Raw genomic sequence first — 17,785 nt, forward strand, 5'->3', positions numbered from 1 at the left:
TGCTCTGTTATTACTGGGAGAACGGTGACTTTAAATCATAAGAGGGCTTCAACTATTGCTGGTTCCAGTTCTTTGAAAACACATTCTGTAAAAGTGAAGTTGTTCTTGCAGACGCATCACTTCTTACCTGTACCTCTTTTTCGGCTATTTTACGAAACATGGCTTCACTAACAGCGCCTGCCATTAGGGTAGCTAAGTCTAGGTTTAATTTATTTCCGGCCAGCGCTTTTACGGGCTTAATAATATTATTCCATTGTTCATTTATTTTATACTCATCTAAAGCTGCTTGCATTACTGGTCTTATTGATTGTCTAAGATTACTACCAGCAGAACTTCTCAGATAATCAGTAGCGGAAGTGCCACCATTTTTAATTATCCGAATAGCATCAGTAAATGTCAGGTTATTAATGCTGTTTACAAAAATAGGTGTAGCAGCAGTTGCAGACTTTTGTGCTGCGTTACTTAATGTTGTTGTGAAGCGGTCTACTTCGCTTGTAAGGCCAAGCGTATTTATTGTGTTTAAAGTTTTGCTGACAGACTCGGGAAGAAGAGTTGAAAGAATAGTTTCTTTACTAAATGCGCCTGAAAGGTTTTCTCTGGTGCCTAAGTCTAACATTTGGCGTATTGCCGATGCAGCATCAGCTTCAGTAAGGTTGTATCCTAAAGATTTCAAGGTGCCGCAGGAATAAGAGAAGGGCAATAATAGGATCAGGAAGATGGGGAGAAGAATTTTTTTCATGGTATTTTTTTTATAAGTATCAACCAATTAGTGGTTTGACGTAGCGTAAGAAAATAGCTTGCCGAAAAAGAAATATGGTTTGTTAAAATAACGTTGTAAGAAAGTGTAATCGCGCAATAAACGGAAGAATCAAACTGAAGTATAGGAGCGTCTTAATTTAAATCAAGTATGTAAAGGCAATAAGAAATTTTTTAGATAGTATGAGGTAGCTATTTTTAACAAGCTAGCATTATAACGGTTTACGAACTCAATTGTGCGAAACAGAGCAGGAGCTTTCCGTTAAGAGTTTCAAAAGAGGTTAAAGGAATACTTCTGTTTTTTTAAAAAAGAGTTGCAACTGGAAACTAAAAGGTTATAGAAGAAGTAGGCTCAGAAGTTTTTGTTTATTTAGTTAAAGAATATATAAGTGTTTTGCTTAAGTTGTTCGTGGGAATTTGAAGGTGTACCTTACACCCGTTTTCCAGCAATAAGTACCGTTTCTGGTACAACCGTTCCCTAGTTTGTTTTTTTATAAATATATTTGATCCACGTAACATTAAAATTGTCTATGCGTAAGAAATTGTATGTTTTGTTAGCTTCTGCCCTGGTTATCAATTTTCTTTTTGTATACGCCACTACCGGACCATACGATACTATTCCAACAGTTTCAAATTCGTCCATTAAGATTGACAATTCCGATACTGGTATTATAGAAAATGATGTTCCTGTTAAAAACATTTCTTTGTACGACAGTTTACAATTGAACCAATTGAATTTGTCGCGCAATGCCTTCAACTATGCTATGAAGGGCTATAATCATTTGCTTTCTTCTGGCAGGCTGAATAACACTAATTTAATTTCAATAGTAGACTTTAGTCTGCCTTCGAGCAAGAAGCGTTTATTTATTGTTGATTTAAAAAAGAAAGAGGTAGTTTATAATACTTATGTAGCTCATGGAAGAAACTCTGGAAAAGAAATGGCAAGCCAATTTTCAAATGAGCCTGAAAGCAATAAGAGTAGTCTGGGTCTTTATATAACAGGTGGAACTTACATTGGTAAACATGGTTTTTCTCTTCATTTATTGGGGCAGGAAAAAGGAATTAATGATAATGCAAATAGCAGGGCTATTGTAATGCATAGCGCAGCTTATGTTAGCGAAAGTGCTATCAGGATGCAGGGTTTTATCGGACGTAGCCTTGGTTGTCCTGCACTTCCTGAAAATTTACATAAGCCAATTATCGAAAAAATTAAAAATGGTAGTTGTTTGTTTCTTTATAGTCCTGATAAATCTTACGCTATGCATTCTGCTATAGCAAAGAAAGTAGCTTAATAAATTCCTTCTATAAAATAATTAAAAGAGCTGGTCATATAAGACCGGCTCTTTTTTTACATATTAATCTTGCACTCCCACTACCATTGCGGAGCCGGGGAAAACGTGCCACCTGCTTTTTCGATAGTAGTGGCATTAACTTTTTGAATCATATAATTGAAATACGTTTGGTCTGTTTTAATTATTTTCGCGGCTAATAAATCAATCAAGCTTAATGAACGATACTTCAATGTTAGATGAAGACGAATCTACCGCATTTGGCGGCACTTCTTCCGAAGGAAATTCTGCAAACAGAAGCAAAGAAAATGAGCGGGTTAAACCGGCTGAAGAGGCTGTAAAGAAAAAGACAACGAAGGCTTTAAAGGAACCTGCCAAGGTAGATAAAGCCCCGGCTCGTAAAATGTCAATTAAAAAGACAGCTCCTGAAAAGTCAACTGAAAAGAAAGAACAAGCTGTAGTACCACCACCTGCTAAACCAAAGAAAGCCGTAGCAGCTAAAAAGCAGTTGCAAGTTAAAGAACCAAAGTCGTCAAAAGCAATAAAGCAGGCAAGTGTTGAGAAGCAACCTGAAGAGTCTGGCCGTGAAGAGGGATTAGTTGAGCAAAAAATAGAAGAGGCACAAATAGAACAAATTCAACCTGATGCCCAAACCGAAGTAGTGGTTGGAGAGGAAGCAATAAATTTTGTTTCTGCTGACGCAAACGGCTCCGTTTTACGTAAAATAACTTTTCAAATAAAGTTTCAAACAGTTATAGGACAGTCACTTCTTGTTTCAGGTAGTCATGCTTTGTTTGGTAATAACGATCTTGAAAAAGCTTTTCCTTTAAGTTATTTAAATGAAAATTATTGGTTTGGGACAGTTGAAATGCCGGAAGGGCAACCTTTAACTGGCGATGTTACTTACAATTATGTTTTAAAGAACGCGGAAGGAAGGATTTCGGTGGAGTGGGGAACGGACAAGGTTATTACCTCCAACTTTTTTGACAGAGAAGAACTTTTATTAATAGACTCATGGAATCCGTCCTCCCTAATAGAAAATACTTACTATACGGAACCATTTCAAGAAGTTTTGTTGAAAGAAAATTATACAGAGCTGGAAGCAGTTGTTCAAGAAAAAGTAACGCATATTTTTCGGGCTAAAGCGCCGTTACTTGCAAAAGGGCAGGCGTTATGTATTATTGGGTCAGTAGCAGAACTAGGGGAGTGGAATATAGAGAAGCCTTTATTACTTGCAAGAAAGCCAGAAGAAGTATGGCATTCTATTTCGCTGGATCTGTCTGAGGCTGTTTTTCCCTTGAGTTATAAGTATGGCGTTTTTGACATAAATACCAATACGTTTACAGGGTTTGAAACCGGGAACAACCGGGTTATTTACGACGGCGCTTCCGATAAATTAACTGTTGTTTCTGATGGTTTTGCTGCTATTTCTACTAATCCCTATAAAGGTGCCGGCGTAGCCATCCCTGTTTTTAGTTTAAGAAGTGCTGACAGTTTTGGAGTGGGAGAGTTCCGTGACTTAAAGTTGATGGTTGACTGGGCAAAACAGGTAGGTTTAAAGCTGGTTCAGCTTCTTCCGGTAAATGATACCACGGCTACGCACACTTTTACAGACAGTTATCCTTATGCAGCCATTTCCGCCTTTGCTTTACATCCCTTATACCTCCATTTGCCGGCGATTGTTGACAAAGAAAACCAGGCATTATTAGCAGCATTACACGATCAGCAAGCTGAACTTAATAGTAAAACCGATGTAGATTATGTAGAAGTTATGCGGGTTAAGTGGGACCTGATAAAACAGGTATTTCCTTCGCAAAAGGAACTAACCTTCAAGAGCCCTGACTTTAATGCCTTTTTTGACGAAAACTCGCATTGGTTAATTCCTTATGCGGCCTTTTCCTATTTTAGAGAGCAGAACAAGACCGCAGATTTCAACCAATGGCAATCAAATCAAGAATTTGATGCGCAAGAAATAAATGAACTCGCGGGATCTCCTTTAAACGCAGACGAGCAGATCAGCGTTTACTATTACATCCAGTATCATTTACACCTACAACTGAATGATGCAACAACTTATGCTCACAAAAACGGAATTATTGTAAAAGGCGATATCCCAATAGGCATCTATCGTAATAGTTGCGACGCCTGGCAGCAGCCCGAATTGTTTTATATGGATATGCAGGCAGGAGCTCCTCCCGACGATTTTGCTGTGAAAGGACAAAATTGGGGTTTTCCGACCTACAATTGGCAACGCATGCGTGAAGATGGTTTTAGTTGGTGGAAGAAACGCTTTACCCAAATGAGCTACTATTTCGATGCGTTTAGAATAGACCATATTCTTGGTTTTTTCCGCATTTGGAGTATTCCCATGAATGCAGTAGAAGGAATAATGGGACATTTTGTTCCTGCAATACCTGTACATATTAATGAACTTGTAGGAAGGGGAATTTCATTTAGCTATGAAAGGCTTTGCGCTCCATTTATCAATGATACAGTGCTAAACCAAAATTTTTCCGGGGATGTTCAAATTGTTACAGCACAGTTTCTTGAACCTTCGTCAACAGGTACTTACACCTTGAAACCAGCGTTTGATACTCAAAAAAAAGTAGAAGATTATTTTGCCGGCCAGGAGGATAGCGAGCAAAACCGCAACTTGAAACAGGGGTTATTCAACCTAATCAGTAATGTTATTTTCTTTGAAGTGGAGGGATCAGATCAGCAGCAGTTTCACTTTAGGATTGCGATGTTTGACACACTATCCTACCAGAATCAGGATGCCCACTCCAGGCATCATTTGTATGAGTTGTATGTAAATTATTTCTTCCGTCGGCAGGATAATCATTGGGAGAAAGAGGCTTTAATGAAACTTCCTGAACTGAAGCGTAGCACCAACATGTTGATTTGTGGCGAGGACTTAGGGATGGTTCCTGATTGTGTTCCTGGTGTAATGAAAGACCTGGCAATACTTAGTCTTGAAATTCAGAGGATGCCTAAAGATCCCACCCGCAAATTTTTTCATCCTAATGATGCTCCTTATCTCAGCGTAGTAACACCGTCAACCCACGACATGAGCACGATTAGGGGATGGTGGGAGGAAGACCGCGCAGCAACGCAATTGTTTTTTAATAGTCAGTTGGGCCAGTGGGGGACTGCGCCGTATTTCTGCGAACCATGGATAAACAGGATAATAGTACTGCAGCACCTTTATTCGCCAGCTATGTGGAGTATTTTCCAACTACAGGATCTTTTAGGAATGAGTGCAACATTAAGAAGGGAAAATCCAAATGAAGAAAGAATAAATGTACCGGCAAATCCAAGACACTATTGGCGTTACAGAATGCATATTTCACTAGAACAATTAATAAACGAAACTGAGTTTATTTCGGAATTAAAAGGGCATGTCGCTAAAAGTGGAAGATAGTTAGTCGAATCATTAAATATGGAAAGAGCAGGAATTTGAGTGGTAGTTAGGTAACCCGATTTCCTGCTCTTTTAATTGGTCGATAAGAAAAACCTTAGGGGTTGGAGGGTAAAAATTGTTCCAAATCAAGAAAGTTACAGGTAGCTGAGCTTAAAGGATTTTAAAAACTAAGAGCCTTCCTCAAACCATAAAAAATAAAATTTTTTAAAAACAAAAGTCCCCAACATTTTTCCTGTTGGGGACTTTTGTTTTTACTTTATCAATTCTATTCAACTTTTGTTAGCTTCAAAATATTTGTTGGCAGGTGAAGTTGAACAGGTGTGCTTCCTGTATTAACTACCGTATCACCAGATTTAATGTGGCCTTTCTCTTTCAAAATGTTAATCTGATCTTCAATGATGGAATCAAGGCTTTCTTCCTCCGTATAATAAAAGGCTCTCACACCCCAGCTCAAGCTTAATTGGTTGATTAATGATTTCTCCTTAGAAAATATAAAAAGCGGAGATTTTGGTCGATAGCTGCTTAATACAAATCCTGTATATCCGCTTTTAGTCATTCCTATAACTGCATCCGCGTTTACATCGCGGGCTATTTTACAAGCATTGTAGCAAATAGCATCACTTAAAAACGAAGGAGAGTGTCCCTGCGGTTTCAAATCTTCTTCACGGTTATAGCGATATTCTTTCTCTACTTCAGCTATTATTTTTACCATGGTTTGTACCACAAGTGCAGGGTGCTGGCCCGTGGCAGTTTCACCACTTAACATTACCGCATCTGTACCTTCCAGTACTGCATTTGCCACGTCCGTAATCTCACTCCTGTTTGGCTTAACCCTGTCAATCATACTCTCCATCATTTGCGTAGCTACAATAACTGGTTTTGCCCTATGTAAACACTTCCGGATGATACTTTTTTGTATCATTGGAACTTTTTCAACCGGCATTTCTACCCCTAGGTCTCCACGTGCTACCATTATTGCATCACTTGCATTTATGATATCACGAATGTTAGCAACAGCTTCGGGCTTTTCAATTTTCGCAATAATTTTCGACTTACTTTCTTTCGCATTTAACTTATCACGAAGAATAGCAATGTCATTTACGCTGCGTACAAAAGACAAAGCCACCCAGTCAAGTTCCTGCTCAATTATAAACTCTAGGTCTTCTAAGTCCTTATCTGTTAAAGCAGGTAGAGAAATTTTTGTATCAGGAAGATTAATACCTTTTTTAGATGATAATACCCCTCCAAGGGTTACCTCAACTTTTACATCTCCATTTTGTAAAATATCGGCAACTCTAACTTCAAGTTTACCATCATCAATTAAAATAATGTTGCCGATCTTAACATCTCCGGCAAGATTAGGATAGGAGACATATATTCTTTCTAAAGTTCCTACACATTTTTCATTTGTAAAGGTCAGTATATCTCCCGCCTCCACTTTCAGTGCATTATTTTCTATTTCACCCACCCTTAGTTTCGGCCCCTGCAAATCACCAAGAATAGAAATGTTAAGGCATTCCGACTCATTTAGAGCGCGGATATGCTGTATAATTTGAGCTTTATCCTCATGGCTGCCATGCGAGAAGTTGAGGCGAAAAACATTCACGCCTGCATGCACTAGCTCAAGCAGTTTATCATATGTATCACAAGCAGGTCCTACTGTTGCTACAATTTTCGTTCTATGGGTCATCTTTTCCATTAAAGCACGGCTTTCCATTTGCTTACAGCTTGCTTCAGTTTCTTGTAACATATTCAGGTATTGTGTTAATGAGTTTAATTATTTTAATTGCCGCAAATTTTATAGAAACAACAATTGTTCCCTCGTCCTTAGCTGGCTAAAATTTTTACAATTTTAAGCCATTGATTACTGAGTTTTTGTTTTGCTTTAATTGCGTGGTCAAGAGGAGTATAATGAAGTTTATTATTTACTATTCCAACCATTACATTGTATCGTCCCTGCATTAAACTTTCCACTGCGTGGTAACCCATACGGCTTGCAATAAGTCGGTCAAGACAAGTAGGTGCTCCTCCGCGTTGAATATGTCCTAGTATACAAACTCTGGTATCAATATTAGGCAGACGCTTTTTTACGATACGTGCTATTTCATTTCCACCTCCAAATTCATCACCTTCTGCTACAACAACGAGATTGACCAATTTTCGTCTTTTTTCTTTTTCCCCAAGAGAAGCAATCAACTCTTCAATATTCGTCTTTGTCTCGGGTATAAGAATGTTTTCAGCACCTGTAGCTATCCCGCTATGTAATGCAATGTAACCAGCATCGCGACCCATTACTTCGACTATGAATAATCGATCATGTGCATCAGCAGTATCTCTTATTTTATCAATTGCTTCCACTGCGGTATTAACCGCTGTATCAAAACCAATGGTAAAGTCAGTGCCAGCTATATCTTTATCTATTGTTCCTGGTAAACCAATACACGGAATATCAAATTCATTGCTAAATTTCTGTGCTCCTTTAAAACTACCATCCCCTCCAATCACCACCAGAGCATCAATTCCTCTTTTTTTCAGATTTTCGTAAGCTTTTACGCGGCCTGCCGGATCTCTGAATTCGTCGCTTCGGGCGCATTTTAATATCGTTCCTCCCCTTTGAATGATGTTGGCGACGCTTCTGCTTTCCATTTTAAAAATGTCATCATCAATCATCCCACTGTATCCCCTCATTACGCCGAATACTTCCAATTCATGATATATTCCCGTTCTAACGACCGCCCTTATTGCTGCGTTCATTCCCGGGCTGTCTCCCCCCGATGTAAGAACACCTATTTTTGTAACTTTTGTCGCCATGATAAGCTATAAGTTCTTTTGATTTTCTAATAAGCAGTATGATAAAATCATAAGTGTTTTTAAACACGAAGCGCGAAATTAAGCAATTACAACTAAACGAAAACTTTAGCCCACTTTTGTACAACTGATTTTTAATAATTGTATTAACCAGCTTTAATTTTTGGCTTCGGCGACGTTGAGTGATGCGACAAAAAAATCAAGCCAATTGGTAAGATAAAGCCACACATTAAATCTTTGAAAGAAGTAACGATCTTGTATAGTAGCAATGGTTGGTTTGGGCATAAGAATAAAGAAGGCCAACCTTGTTAGTATAGATATTAAGCATTGTTGCCTCGTGTTTCGTTTGTGGTAAGGTTCTCGTACCGGGCTTTTTCAAAACCGTATTAAGAAGTAAGAAATTCGTGTGGCAGAATGTTCGAAAAACAAGGCCTAGCCAGTGATAGACTTCCATGTCTTTAAACATTCGTTATTTTACTTCCATTTTTTTCTGATACTATTCTTAAAACATGAAAAAAGTACTTGTTACCGGCGCAAACGGTTTTTTAGGACAACACCTTACTTGCTATTTAAAGAGCGAGGGATATAACGTAGTTGCTACAGGCAAAGGAGCATGTAGGATACAGAACCCTGATACTATTAATTATGAAGAAGTGGAACTGACAGATAAAGCAGCAGTGGAGCAAATGTTATTAAAACATTCTTTTGATGTTATTATCCACAACGCCGCTTTGAGCAAGCCAGACGAATGCGAAAACAATAAAAACGAGTGTCTGAACATAAATGTGGAATCAACGAGATACTTGTTACAGGCAGCTGGTGTGCACTTCATTTATATATCTACTGATTTTATTTTCGGGGAAAATGGACCGCACGCAGAAGACGCAGAAACAGGGCCCCTTAATTTTTATGGAGAAAGTAAACTACGGGCAGAAAGACTGGTAATTGAAACTTCTGACCGTTATACCATTGTTAGACCTGTATTTATTTACGGACATGCGGGAGAGGGGATGAGACCTACTTTTTTACATTGGGTTAAAACCAGCTTAGAACAACAAAAACAAATCAAAGTAGTTAGTGACCAAATTCGCACGCCCACTTTTGCTGAAGACATTTGTAAAGGCATCTCCACAATTATTGCCACAGAAGTTACAGGTGTTTTTAACCTTGCCGGAAAAGACATTTTATCTCCTTATGATATGGCGGTAAAAACTGCTGAGATTTTACAATTAGACTCATCGCTTATACACGAAGTGACGGCCGAGACATTTGCTGAACCGGTACGAAGAGCTAAAAGATCGGGCTTAAAAATAGAAAAGGCTCAACGGCAACTAAATTATAGCCCGGTAAACTTTGAGGAAGGTGTGAGGCTAACATTTGGAATTAGTGCCGTTAAGTAAACCGCGGTGGCGTAAAAATTGTGCTGGGGTAAGAAAAATATTTCCATGGATAAGGATAAAAACAAAGGCTTGGCTGATAACCAGGATGGGGAGTTTATTTTAAATGAAAGCGGTACATCGGTTTCAATTGATACTCTTAATAATTCTTTCGACGAAGATGCAGATGTGAAATTGGATGAAACAGAAAATGTAAGTGATGGGCAAAAAGGGAAAGGGGTACAACAAATAAAGAAGTAATTATTTGCACTGAATTTTGTTGATGAAAGGTATCAAGCTACAAAAGTGCGACGCAACGGAAGCTAAATAAGTGTTATTGGGCCAGGTACAAAAACTTGTCACTTCTGTTGATCCATCATTAAAATGTTTACGCCTCTTTGCAATATATTGAAAGCAATTTCGGCCATTAAATTTTCCTTATCTAAGGTAGGATTCACCTCTGCAATTTCGAAGCAACAGATTTTTCGATTGTGCATAAACTTGCTTATCAAGTCCTCGGCTTCTCTTTCACGAAGGCCGTTGCTTACCGGGGTTCCCGTTCCTTTTGAAATGGAAGAGTCAAGGCTATCGACATCGAAACTAATGTATATGTCAGTGCAATCACTTAAATAAGCAATTACAGATCTCACAATATTTTCTGGTCCTTTACGATGTACATCGGCAGTAGTTATCACTTTCATTCCATGCTTTTCGATCAGCGATTTTTCTTCGCGTTCAAAATCCCGTAAGGAAATGAAAACAATATCTTCCCCCAAAATTTTGGGCGCAATGTTTCCTATATTTTGCAGGTGGCGCCAGTACTTCTCGGTTTCATGGTCTAGTGTATGCACTCCTTTTTCGGCGTTGTCTTCTGCCAGTGCTGTTGCCAGCGCCATACCATGCATGTTACCCGACGGAGTAGTAAATGGGGTATGTAAATCAGCGTGAGCGTCTATCCATATAACACCAATTCTTGCTTTGGGCTTAGCCATTTTTATACCTGCAATGGTTGCTCCGGACGTACTGTGGTCGCCACTTAAAACGATAGGAAAAAAATTATTCTTTATAGTGTTGAACACACATTTGCTTACGCGCTCGTACATAGTACAAATGCCTCTGATGCGTTTTGCGTAAGGTGAAGAAATTGGCTCGAAAAGAATATTGTTTTCAGTCTGAATTTTTTCGGAAGGGAAGTGGAGAAAAAAGTTGCTCATAAAATCAAGCGCTGCAATTTTGATAGCATCAATACCTAAGCTGGCTCCCCTTGTACCAGCACCAATTTCAGAAGGAACTTCAATTAATTTAATATTCTTCATAAGAGCTTTTAGAATGTATCAATAATCAAAAAAAAGGAGAGGAACAGCAGCAGGCAGGCTAAGGCACTATTCTGGAATATAATAATTAACAGGAAGCAATAAACTAGCGAAAGGAACTGCGTTAATATGATAATGAGTTGAACACATATCTATTGACAAAACTACTATTTTCCTTTTAAGTGAAAGGGTTGTTGAGATAAATGAAATGACCATCTAGATCGTACTTGCAAAGTAAATCGTGAAACAAAGTATGATAGCCAGCAGAACAGCTACAAGTATTTTGTATTTATTCCATACAGTATGCATTCTTACTTCCCTTGAAAAATTATAAATTTTTCTGTACATCTGGTTATCTGTTCCTGCTATCGCGGTTAATTGAAAACAAATCCGCTGTACATGTGGAAAAGGAAGAAACCTTGCACAGTAAATGATTTCTTCAATTATTCGTTTATTTAGTTTAAGATCGTTATTCCTTTGAAGTATGGTGATGTTGTGTCTTGACAATATGTGCTCTATCTGCTGAAACAAAGCAGTTTTGTTCATGCGATCAGGGTCAAGAACTGAGATTTTTTTTCTAAAATCGATGGTTTGATTAAGGATTGTTTGCGGAGTACTGTGTTGCTCAGTCTTCTTTTTTTCGGGTTGTGAATATTGATTTCGGGTTCTGTTATACTCTTCGCGCTGCCTGGCATCTGATAACACCTTATACGCCTCGATAATGTCTTTGAACTTAGCTTCGAACAACTGGTTGCCAAAATTTTTATCGGGATGATATTGCAAAGCCAGCCTTCGGTAAGATTTTTTAATATCCGCAGGAGTAGCAGTTGGGTTAATCTCTAATATTTTATAATAGTCCTTCGAATATGCCATAACCCATCAGCCTCTTCAGCCTAACTTATTTTCATAAAAATAGAAATAGTGCATTAAAAAAGTTCTTCTTGTTTAAAAAAGTGCAATTTTTACGGGTTACTAAGAAGAGGTAAGTTGAGAAATATAGTGCCAACAGGGACCTCTGGGTAAGGTGAAATATAACTGTTAATTATAAAGCTTAAGGTATAGTAATACTTTTAAAATTCATGAGTAAGACAATACAAATAACCATTGCTGTAACGGATGAACAGGTAAGGGAGCAATTAATTGCTCAATTGTCGGCTTCGGGTTTTGATGCTTTTGAAGAAAAGGATTTTGAGCTGATTTGTTTTATAGATGAAGGAAAATATGATCCCTCTGTTTTTGAAGCGATTGTATTAGTTTACAATCTAAAATATTCGGAAACGGTAATAGAAGAACAAAACTGGAATGCTTTATGGGAGAGTAACTTTGATCCTGTAATTGTTGAAGACTTTTGTGTGATTAGGGCGCATTTTCACCCGGCTTTTAGTAACATAGAGCACGAAATAATTATAACACCTAAAATGAGTTTCGGTACTGGTCATCACGCCACCACATACATGATGATTAGGGAAATGAGTAAGCTTGATTTCAACAACAAGAAAGTAGCAGATTTTGGAACAGGTACGGGTGTTTTGGCAATTTTAGCTGAAAAGCTTGGGAGTTATGATGTATGGGCTGTTGACATAGATGATTGGAGTATCGAGAATGCCTGGGAGAATATAGAAAAAAACAGTTGCCAAAACATTAGAATAGAAAAAGCAGATGGGTTTAGGAGTGAGGAGAAGTTTGATATTATTTTGGCGAACATCAATAAGAACGTAATACTTTCTAGTGTTGGTTATTTAAGTGCAGCATGTAGCAACCAGGGAAACATATTATTAAGTGGTTTACTAAAGGAGGATGAAAATGAAGTTATTAGTGCTTTTGTAGGAGCGAGATTTGAACATGTTTCGACTGTAGAAAGAAATAAATGGATTTGCGTATTGCTTCATCGTTCTATAAATTAAGAATTAGTTCCTCTTCATTTTATAAATTTGCTTCTCTACTATTTGTTGTTCAAATTAAAGATGGAATTTTTACTTATCATATTAGCATATCTAATTGGTTCTGTCCCAACTTCTGTATGGGTTAGTAAACATTTTTTTGACGTAGACATAAGAGAGTACGGCAGCGGTAACGCAGGCGCAACTAACACATATAGAGTATTGGGTGCCCGATGGGGAACACTCGTTATGGTGGTAGATGTTTTAAAAGGCTTAATTGCTACTTCATTAGTAGTTTTCACTCCTTATATGACACATCCGTTTGCTAAAACAAACTTTATGGTTGGTTTGGGTCTTGCTGCTATCGTGGGGCACATCTTCCCCATCCTCGCTAGTTTTAAAGGGGGTAAGGGAGTAGCAACTTTGTTTGGAATGATTATCGCCCTTCAACCCGTCGTAGCAGTATGTTGTGTCGGTGTTTTTCTCTTAGTGCTATTTTTGACACGCTTTGTTTCTCTAAGCTCTATCCTTGCCAGCATTGCCTTTGCTGTTTTCATACTTTTTATCTGGAACGAAAAGGAACCCCTTTACAGAATTTTCGCAATATCGGTTGCCTTAATGGTGATTTTGACACACCAGAAAAATATCAACCGTATCCTTAAGGGAACAGAAAGTAAAGTTCCTATTTTAAAGCATCGCGACCGAAGAAAGAATAAAAGTAAAGATCTTGACTAGGACGTTTCGAATTTTAAATTTTCTATTTTTTTAATATCAATTTATTTATTAACGGTTTTATTATTACTGTTTATCAACTGATTATAACTTTTTTTCCTCTTGGTATTATTATTGTTTATAGCTAGGAAAAATAGAGTATGAAAAACAGATTATCCTTATTTAGTATCCTGGTAATGATGCTTGTGGTAGCGTGTACAACAAATGCTATTACCGGTCGCAGTCAGTTATCACTTGTGTCTGATGACCAGATGCAACAGATGGCTGTGTCGGAATACAAACAATTTTTATCAGAAAATAAAGTTGTGTCCTCCGGCCAAAGCAAAGATGCAGAAATGGTTAAAAGAGTAGGTAGCAGAATAGCTTCTGCCGTTACCAGCTTTTACCGGGGAAAAGGTATTGCTAACGAGCTTCAGAATTATCGATGGGAGTACAATTTAGTTAACAGTAACCAGGTGAACGCGTGGTGTATGCCGGGCGGAAAAATAGTGGTGTATACAGGTATTTTACCTGTCACTAAAAACGAAGCTGCCCTGGCCGTAGTTGTAGGACATGAAGTTGCACACGCAGTTTTAAAGCATGGTTCAGAACGGATGAGCCAAGGATTGGTGCAGCAATTAGGCGGTGTGGCTTTGTCAGTTGCGCTTGCAAATAAACCAGCTGAAACACAAAGTATGTTTATGCAGGCTTACGGTTTGGGTAGCTCCGTTGGCGCGATACTGCCGCACAGTAGAAAACAAGAACTTGAAGCAGACAGGTTTGGTTTAATTTATACTGCGTTGGCGGGTTACAACCCACGCGAAGCAGTTCCGCTGTGGCAGAGGATGGAGGCGATGGGTAGTGGTCAACAAAAGCCGCCTGAGTTTTTAAGCACTCACCCTGCAGAGCAAACACGTATTCAAAAGTTACAGGAACAAATGGCTGAAGCATTAAAATATTACAAACCAATAGCATCAAGATAGTATTTTCCTTCTTTTTACCGTTGAAAGTCGCCTCTATACCTATATTGAGGCGACTTTTTCTTTTATTATAAGGTTCTTTTTTTTACCTTCGCAACTCATTTCGATAAACCTTAAATCTTTTTGAGGCATGTGTCAACAAACTGTGTTCGAAAAATTAGAAATCTCCAACGAAAAAAATTTTCTTATTCAAGGTCTTCCTTCTTCAATTGAAAAGCAATTTATCAAGTTATCCTACTCAAAGAATGTAACTCCGCTTTTAAGGATAAAAAAGATTGATTTTGCGCTTGTTTTTGCTATCAATGGCAGCCAGTTAAATGGGATAATGAAGGATGTTTTACCGATCTTGAATAAAGAAAGCAAGCTTTGGGTAGCTTATCCTAAAACAGCAAGTAAAATTGCCAGCGATTTGAACCGGGATTGCAATTGGGAAATTTTATCAAGTAACAATTTCGTTAGTATTTGCGAGGTAACGCTGGACCATGTATGGAGTGCGTTGCGATTTGAAAGAACTGAGCCTCTTACACCGGTTCCCGCACAAGTGGAAAGAGTAATGGAGACGAAGAAAGTAGAATTAAAAGGAGTTGATTTTGACAAGAAGCTGGTAGTTGCTCCGGCAGAGTTAGAAAAAATGTTTACCGGGCACAAAAAAGCAAGGGAGTTTTTTCATAACCTTTCAGCTACGAATCAAAAAGAATTTGTAGAGTGGATTGAAGGTGCTAAAAGACAAGATACCCGTAATCGTCGATTAGAAGCCACAGTGGAAAAGTTATTGGCAGGTAAGAAAAGTCCGTTAGAAAAATAAAAAGTGTTACAAATTTTATAAAAAGTGCATTCCGAAAAGGATGCACTTTTTTGTTGGCCCTACCAGTAGTGCGTGAAAAAAGATGAACAAGATTAACCCGGACGAACGTACTGCGACGCAACAAAAGTTGCATGAAGTTTCGTCGCCTGGTTCATAAATTTTTTTACTACAGGGCTTGTTAATTGCTTCTGCTTAATGTTGTTTAAATGCAACAGGGACAAACTGGATGTGTATTTTGAATGTTTTTCGTTAAGTTTTTCACCCGTAGCTTTTCCCCCCGCGCCACTACTGACTAAGTGAATAATGTACCTTCGCAGCCTAAAATCAGACATATGAGCTTAGGATATTTTAGCTACCCAATACCAATAAATGAACCTGTTTTATATTATGCGCCTGGAAGCCCGGAAAGAGTTGCTTTAAAAAAGGCATTAGGAGAGTTGAAAAAAGAAGAGTTAGACATTCCCATGTACATTGGTGGAGAAGAAGTGCGGACTGGAAATAAAAGAGCACTTCATCCGCCACATGAAACAGCACATACTTTAGGTCATTTTCATTTCGGTAACGAACAGCATGTAAGGCAGGCGATTGATGCAGGCCTGAAAGTAAGAGAGGCGTGGAGCAACACGAGTTGGGAAAGCCGGGCACATATTTTTTTAAAAGCTGCAGACCTTATTGCCACAAAGTATCGGGCGTATATGAACGGTACAACAATGCTAGGGCAAAGTAAAACAGCATACCAGGCCGAGATTGATAGTGCTTGCGAGCTGATCGATTTTCTTAGGTTTAATGTTTATTTCCTGACGGAAATTTATAAGCAGCAGCCTATTTCTGGTGCGGGTATGCACAATCGTACCGAATGGCGGGCGCTTGAGGGATTTGTGCTAGCTATTACCCCTTTTAATTTCACTGCGATTGCCGGTAATCTTCCTGCCAGTGCTGCCATGTGTGGAAACGTGGTAGTATGGAAACCTGCAGATAGCCAGGTTTATGCAGCCCAGATGTTTATGAGAATTATGAAGGAGGCCGGACTGCCCGACGGGGTTATAAACCTGGTTTATGTTGAAGGGCCTGTGCTAGGTAATGTTTGCTTTACACATCCTGATTTTGCTGGTGTACATTTTACAGGTTCGACTGCGGTATTCAACGAGATGTGGAAAACGATAGGGGAGAACATAGGCACGTATAAGGGCTATCCACGCATTGTAGGCGAGACGGGAGGGAAAGACTTTGTGATTGCACATAAGACTGCAGATGTGGATGTAGTAGTTACTGCATTAGCCCGGGGCGCTTTCGAGTACCAGGGACAAAAATGTTCAGCCGCTTCAAGGGCTTATTTACCAAGCAACCTGGCAGAGGAAATAAAGTCAAAACTGGTGGCTGAAGTGAAGTCAATGAAGATGGGTAGTGTTGAGGACTTCAGCAATTTTATTGGTGCGGTAATTGACGAAAAAAGCTTCGATAAAATAAAGAGATACCTCGATAATATTGATGAAGCAAGCGCAAAAATTCTGGTAGGAGGTAAATGCGACAAAACAAAGGGATACTTTGTTGACCCGACGATTATCGAAACACAAGATCCGCGATATGCAACAATGTGCGAGGAAATTTTTGGACCCGTTCTTACAATTTATACTTACGATGCCGAAAAATTTGAAGAAGCGCTAGAGTTTGTGGACGACACTTCACCATATGCGCTTACCGGTGCTATCATTTCGCGAGACAGGGCTGCGGTTGAACTCGCTACACAAAGACTAAGACACAGCGCGGGTAATTTTTACATTAATGATAAGCCAACGGGAGCAGTGGTGGGACAGCAACCATTTGGCGGCGGTCGTGCAAGCGGCACTAATGACAAAGCAGGAAGTATGATTAACCTGTATCGGTGGCTAAGTGCCAGAACCATTAAGGAAACATTTGTTCCTGCTACAGATTACCGATATTCATTCCTTAATGAAAGCTAAACTACCTTTTGCTAATTGAAGGAGGTTTATAAAAAGCAAGGGTTCTAGCTCATCAAAAATGGATTTATAGAAATTTAAATAACGATAAAGCTTTTTCAGTTTTTGGTTCAAGCGTTTTATCCTATTTTTGGCCCCCGGTTAAAAAAAAGGTCCTGTGACCGAGTGGCTAGGTAGAGCTCTGCAAAAGCTTCCACAGCGGTTCGAATCCGCTCGGGACCTCTGAAGTAAGGATTACAGAAATGTGATCCTTATTTATTTTTACTCCACTTTACTTTTACTCCTTGATTTTCAAAGTCTTATAACATTTTCCGCCGACTCCGGCTTCCTACCTTTATAGAGGCTTATTTCACTAAAAACACATAGTTGATCGAGTAAAAGATCGAGTAAAAATTAAGCCGCTATGAATTTTCCTATTAAACCTGTTTGCAACAGTCGTTTTATCCGTAAAGACGGAACTTGTTTGATTTACATTCAATATTGCTTTA

The 17,785-nt window shown here is 38.7% G+C and carries 15 protein-coding genes and 1 tRNA gene; 10 read left to right on the forward strand and 6 right to left on the reverse strand.

Features of this window, described 5'->3' with window-relative positions; translation table 11 throughout:
* Nucleotides 1-52: 52 nt before the first annotated feature.
* Entirely contained in the window at nt 53-739 is a 687-nt protein-coding gene (locus JWR87_RS06180; protein WP_297816963.1) for a DUF4197 domain-containing protein, read from the reverse strand.
* Nucleotides 740-1,286: 547 nt separating this feature from the next.
* On the opposite strand from JWR87_RS06180, the gene JWR87_RS06185 reads away from it, so the two are divergent.
* Together JWR87_RS06185 and JWR87_RS06190 are read left to right on the forward strand one after the other, a co-directional pair.
* On the forward strand, nt 1,287-2,048 hold the full coding sequence (locus JWR87_RS06185; RefSeq protein ID WP_297816966.1) for a murein L,D-transpeptidase catalytic domain family protein: 762 nt from the start codon (nt 1,287-1,289) through the stop codon (nt 2,046-2,048).
* Nucleotides 2,049-2,262: 214 nt separating this feature from the next.
* The gene (locus tag JWR87_RS06190) at nt 2,263-5,466 is read left to right on the forward strand and encodes a 4-alpha-glucanotransferase (RefSeq protein ID WP_297816969.1); all 3,204 of its coding nucleotides are present in this window, start codon (nt 2,263-2,265) and stop codon (nt 5,464-5,466) included.
* A 265-nt stretch (nt 5,467-5,731) separates the two neighbouring features.
* Here the strand turns inward: JWR87_RS06190 and pyk are convergent, their stop codons facing one another.
* Complete coding sequence (gene pyk, locus JWR87_RS06195) at nt 5,732-7,216, reverse strand: pyruvate kinase (RefSeq protein WP_297816973.1); 1,485 nt, start codon at nt 7,214-7,216, stop codon at nt 5,732-5,734.
* 77 nt (nt 7,217-7,293) lie between these two features.
* Nucleotides 7,294-8,277: a 6-phosphofructokinase gene (gene pfkA, locus JWR87_RS06200; RefSeq protein ID WP_297816976.1), complete on the reverse strand. Its 984-nt coding sequence runs from the start codon at nt 8,275-8,277 to the stop codon at nt 7,294-7,296.
* A gap of 506 nt (nt 8,278-8,783) precedes the next feature.
* Here pfkA and JWR87_RS06205 point away from each other — a divergent pair.
* Together JWR87_RS06205 and JWR87_RS06210 are read left to right on the forward strand one after the other, a co-directional pair.
* A complete protein-coding gene (locus JWR87_RS06205) occupies nt 8,784-9,674 on the forward strand; it encodes an SDR family oxidoreductase (protein WP_297816979.1) in 891 nt (296 codons plus the stop codon).
* A gap of 45 nt (nt 9,675-9,719) precedes the next feature.
* Complete coding sequence (locus JWR87_RS06210) at nt 9,720-9,911, forward strand: hypothetical protein (RefSeq protein ID WP_297816982.1); 192 nt, start codon at nt 9,720-9,722, stop codon at nt 9,909-9,911.
* 98 nt (nt 9,912-10,009) lie between these two features.
* Here JWR87_RS06210 and JWR87_RS06215 read toward each other — a convergent pair whose 3' ends face one another.
* Nucleotides 10,010-10,966, reverse strand: coding sequence for an arginase (locus JWR87_RS06215; protein WP_297816984.1), 957 nt, complete (start codon nt 10,964-10,966; stop codon nt 10,010-10,012).
* A gap of 213 nt (nt 10,967-11,179) precedes the next feature.
* Nucleotides 11,180-11,836: a DnaJ domain-containing protein gene (locus JWR87_RS06220; protein WP_297816987.1), complete on the reverse strand. Its 657-nt coding sequence runs from the start codon at nt 11,834-11,836 to the stop codon at nt 11,180-11,182.
* Nucleotides 11,837-12,042: 206 nt separating this feature from the next.
* Here JWR87_RS06220 and prmA point away from each other — a divergent pair, with 206 nt between their 5' ends.
* The 4 genes from prmA (at nt 12,043) to JWR87_RS06240 (ending at nt 15,339) form a co-directional block, all read left to right on the forward strand.
* Entirely contained in the window at nt 12,043-12,867 is an 825-nt protein-coding gene (gene prmA / locus JWR87_RS06225) for a 50S ribosomal protein L11 methyltransferase (protein WP_297816990.1), read from the forward strand.
* Nucleotides 12,868-12,927: 60 nt separating this feature from the next.
* Nucleotides 12,928-13,578: a glycerol-3-phosphate 1-O-acyltransferase PlsY gene (plsY, locus tag JWR87_RS06230; RefSeq protein ID WP_297816993.1), complete on the forward strand. Its 651-nt coding sequence runs from the start codon at nt 12,928-12,930 to the stop codon at nt 13,576-13,578.
* 137 nt (nt 13,579-13,715) lie between these two features.
* A complete protein-coding gene (locus tag JWR87_RS06235; protein ID WP_297816995.1) occupies nt 13,716-14,537 on the forward strand; it encodes a M48 family metallopeptidase in 822 nt (273 codons plus the stop codon).
* A 127-nt stretch (nt 14,538-14,664) separates the two neighbouring features.
* On the forward strand, nt 14,665-15,339 hold the full coding sequence (locus JWR87_RS06240) for a YdeI/OmpD-associated family protein (protein ID WP_297816998.1): 675 nt from the start codon (nt 14,665-14,667) through the stop codon (nt 15,337-15,339).
* Between the two features lie 92 nt (nt 15,340-15,431).
* Here JWR87_RS06240 and JWR87_RS06245 read toward each other — a convergent pair whose 3' ends face one another.
* Nucleotides 15,432-15,671, reverse strand: a complete 240-nt coding sequence (locus JWR87_RS06245) for a hypothetical protein (protein ID WP_297817000.1) — start codon at nt 15,669-15,671, stop codon at nt 15,432-15,434.
* Here JWR87_RS06245 and pruA point away from each other — a divergent pair, their 5' ends adjacent.
* Together pruA and JWR87_RS06255 are read left to right on the forward strand one after the other, a co-directional pair.
* Nucleotides 15,672-17,300, forward strand: coding sequence for an L-glutamate gamma-semialdehyde dehydrogenase (gene pruA / locus JWR87_RS06250; RefSeq protein ID WP_297817003.1), 1,629 nt, complete (start codon nt 15,672-15,674; stop codon nt 17,298-17,300). It abuts the gene before it with no gap.
* Nucleotides 17,301-17,448: 148 nt separating this feature from the next.
* Nucleotides 17,449-17,519 (forward strand) — tRNA-Cys (locus JWR87_RS06255).
* Nucleotides 17,520-17,785: the final 266 nt, after the last annotated feature.

Source organism: Segetibacter sp., from assembly GCF_025963695.1.
In the GTDB taxonomy this organism is placed as follows: domain Bacteria; phylum Bacteroidota; class Bacteroidia; order Chitinophagales; family Chitinophagaceae; genus Segetibacter.

Excerpts from the sequence above, each read along its gene's own strand:
- JWR87_RS06180 (WP_297816963.1), bottom strand. The coding sequence starts at position 739 with ATGAAAAAAATTCTTCTCCCCATCTTCCTGATCCTATTATTGCCCTTC.
- JWR87_RS06185 (WP_297816966.1), top strand. The coding sequence starts at position 1,287 with ATGCGTAAGAAATTGTATGTTTTGTTAGCTTCTGCCCTGGTTATCAAT.
- JWR87_RS06190 (WP_297816969.1), top strand. The coding sequence starts at position 2,263 with ATGAACGATACTTCAATGTTAGATGAAGACGAATCTACCGCATTTGGC.
- pyk (WP_297816973.1), bottom strand. The coding sequence starts at position 7,216 with ATGTTACAAGAAACTGAAGCAAGCTGTAAGCAAATGGAAAGCCGTGCT.
- pfkA (WP_297816976.1), bottom strand. The coding sequence starts at position 8,277 with ATGGCGACAAAAGTTACAAAAATAGGTGTTCTTACATCGGGGGGAGAC.
- JWR87_RS06205 (WP_297816979.1), top strand. The coding sequence starts at position 8,784 with ATGAAAAAAGTACTTGTTACCGGCGCAAACGGTTTTTTAGGACAACAC.
- JWR87_RS06210 (WP_297816982.1), top strand. The coding sequence starts at position 9,720 with ATGGATAAGGATAAAAACAAAGGCTTGGCTGATAACCAGGATGGGGAG.
- JWR87_RS06215 (WP_297816984.1), bottom strand. The coding sequence starts at position 10,966 with ATGAAGAATATTAAATTAATTGAAGTTCCTTCTGAAATTGGTGCTGGT.
- JWR87_RS06220 (WP_297816987.1), bottom strand. The coding sequence starts at position 11,836 with ATGGCATATTCGAAGGACTATTATAAAATATTAGAGATTAACCCAACT.
- prmA (WP_297816990.1), top strand. The coding sequence starts at position 12,043 with ATGAGTAAGACAATACAAATAACCATTGCTGTAACGGATGAACAGGTA.
- plsY (WP_297816993.1), top strand. The coding sequence starts at position 12,928 with ATGGAATTTTTACTTATCATATTAGCATATCTAATTGGTTCTGTCCCA.
- JWR87_RS06235 (WP_297816995.1), top strand. The coding sequence starts at position 13,716 with ATGAAAAACAGATTATCCTTATTTAGTATCCTGGTAATGATGCTTGTG.
- JWR87_RS06240 (WP_297816998.1), top strand. The coding sequence starts at position 14,665 with ATGTGTCAACAAACTGTGTTCGAAAAATTAGAAATCTCCAACGAAAAA.
- JWR87_RS06245 (WP_297817000.1), bottom strand. The coding sequence starts at position 15,671 with ATGTCTGATTTTAGGCTGCGAAGGTACATTATTCACTTAGTCAGTAGT.
- pruA (WP_297817003.1), top strand. The coding sequence starts at position 15,672 with ATGAGCTTAGGATATTTTAGCTACCCAATACCAATAAATGAACCTGTT.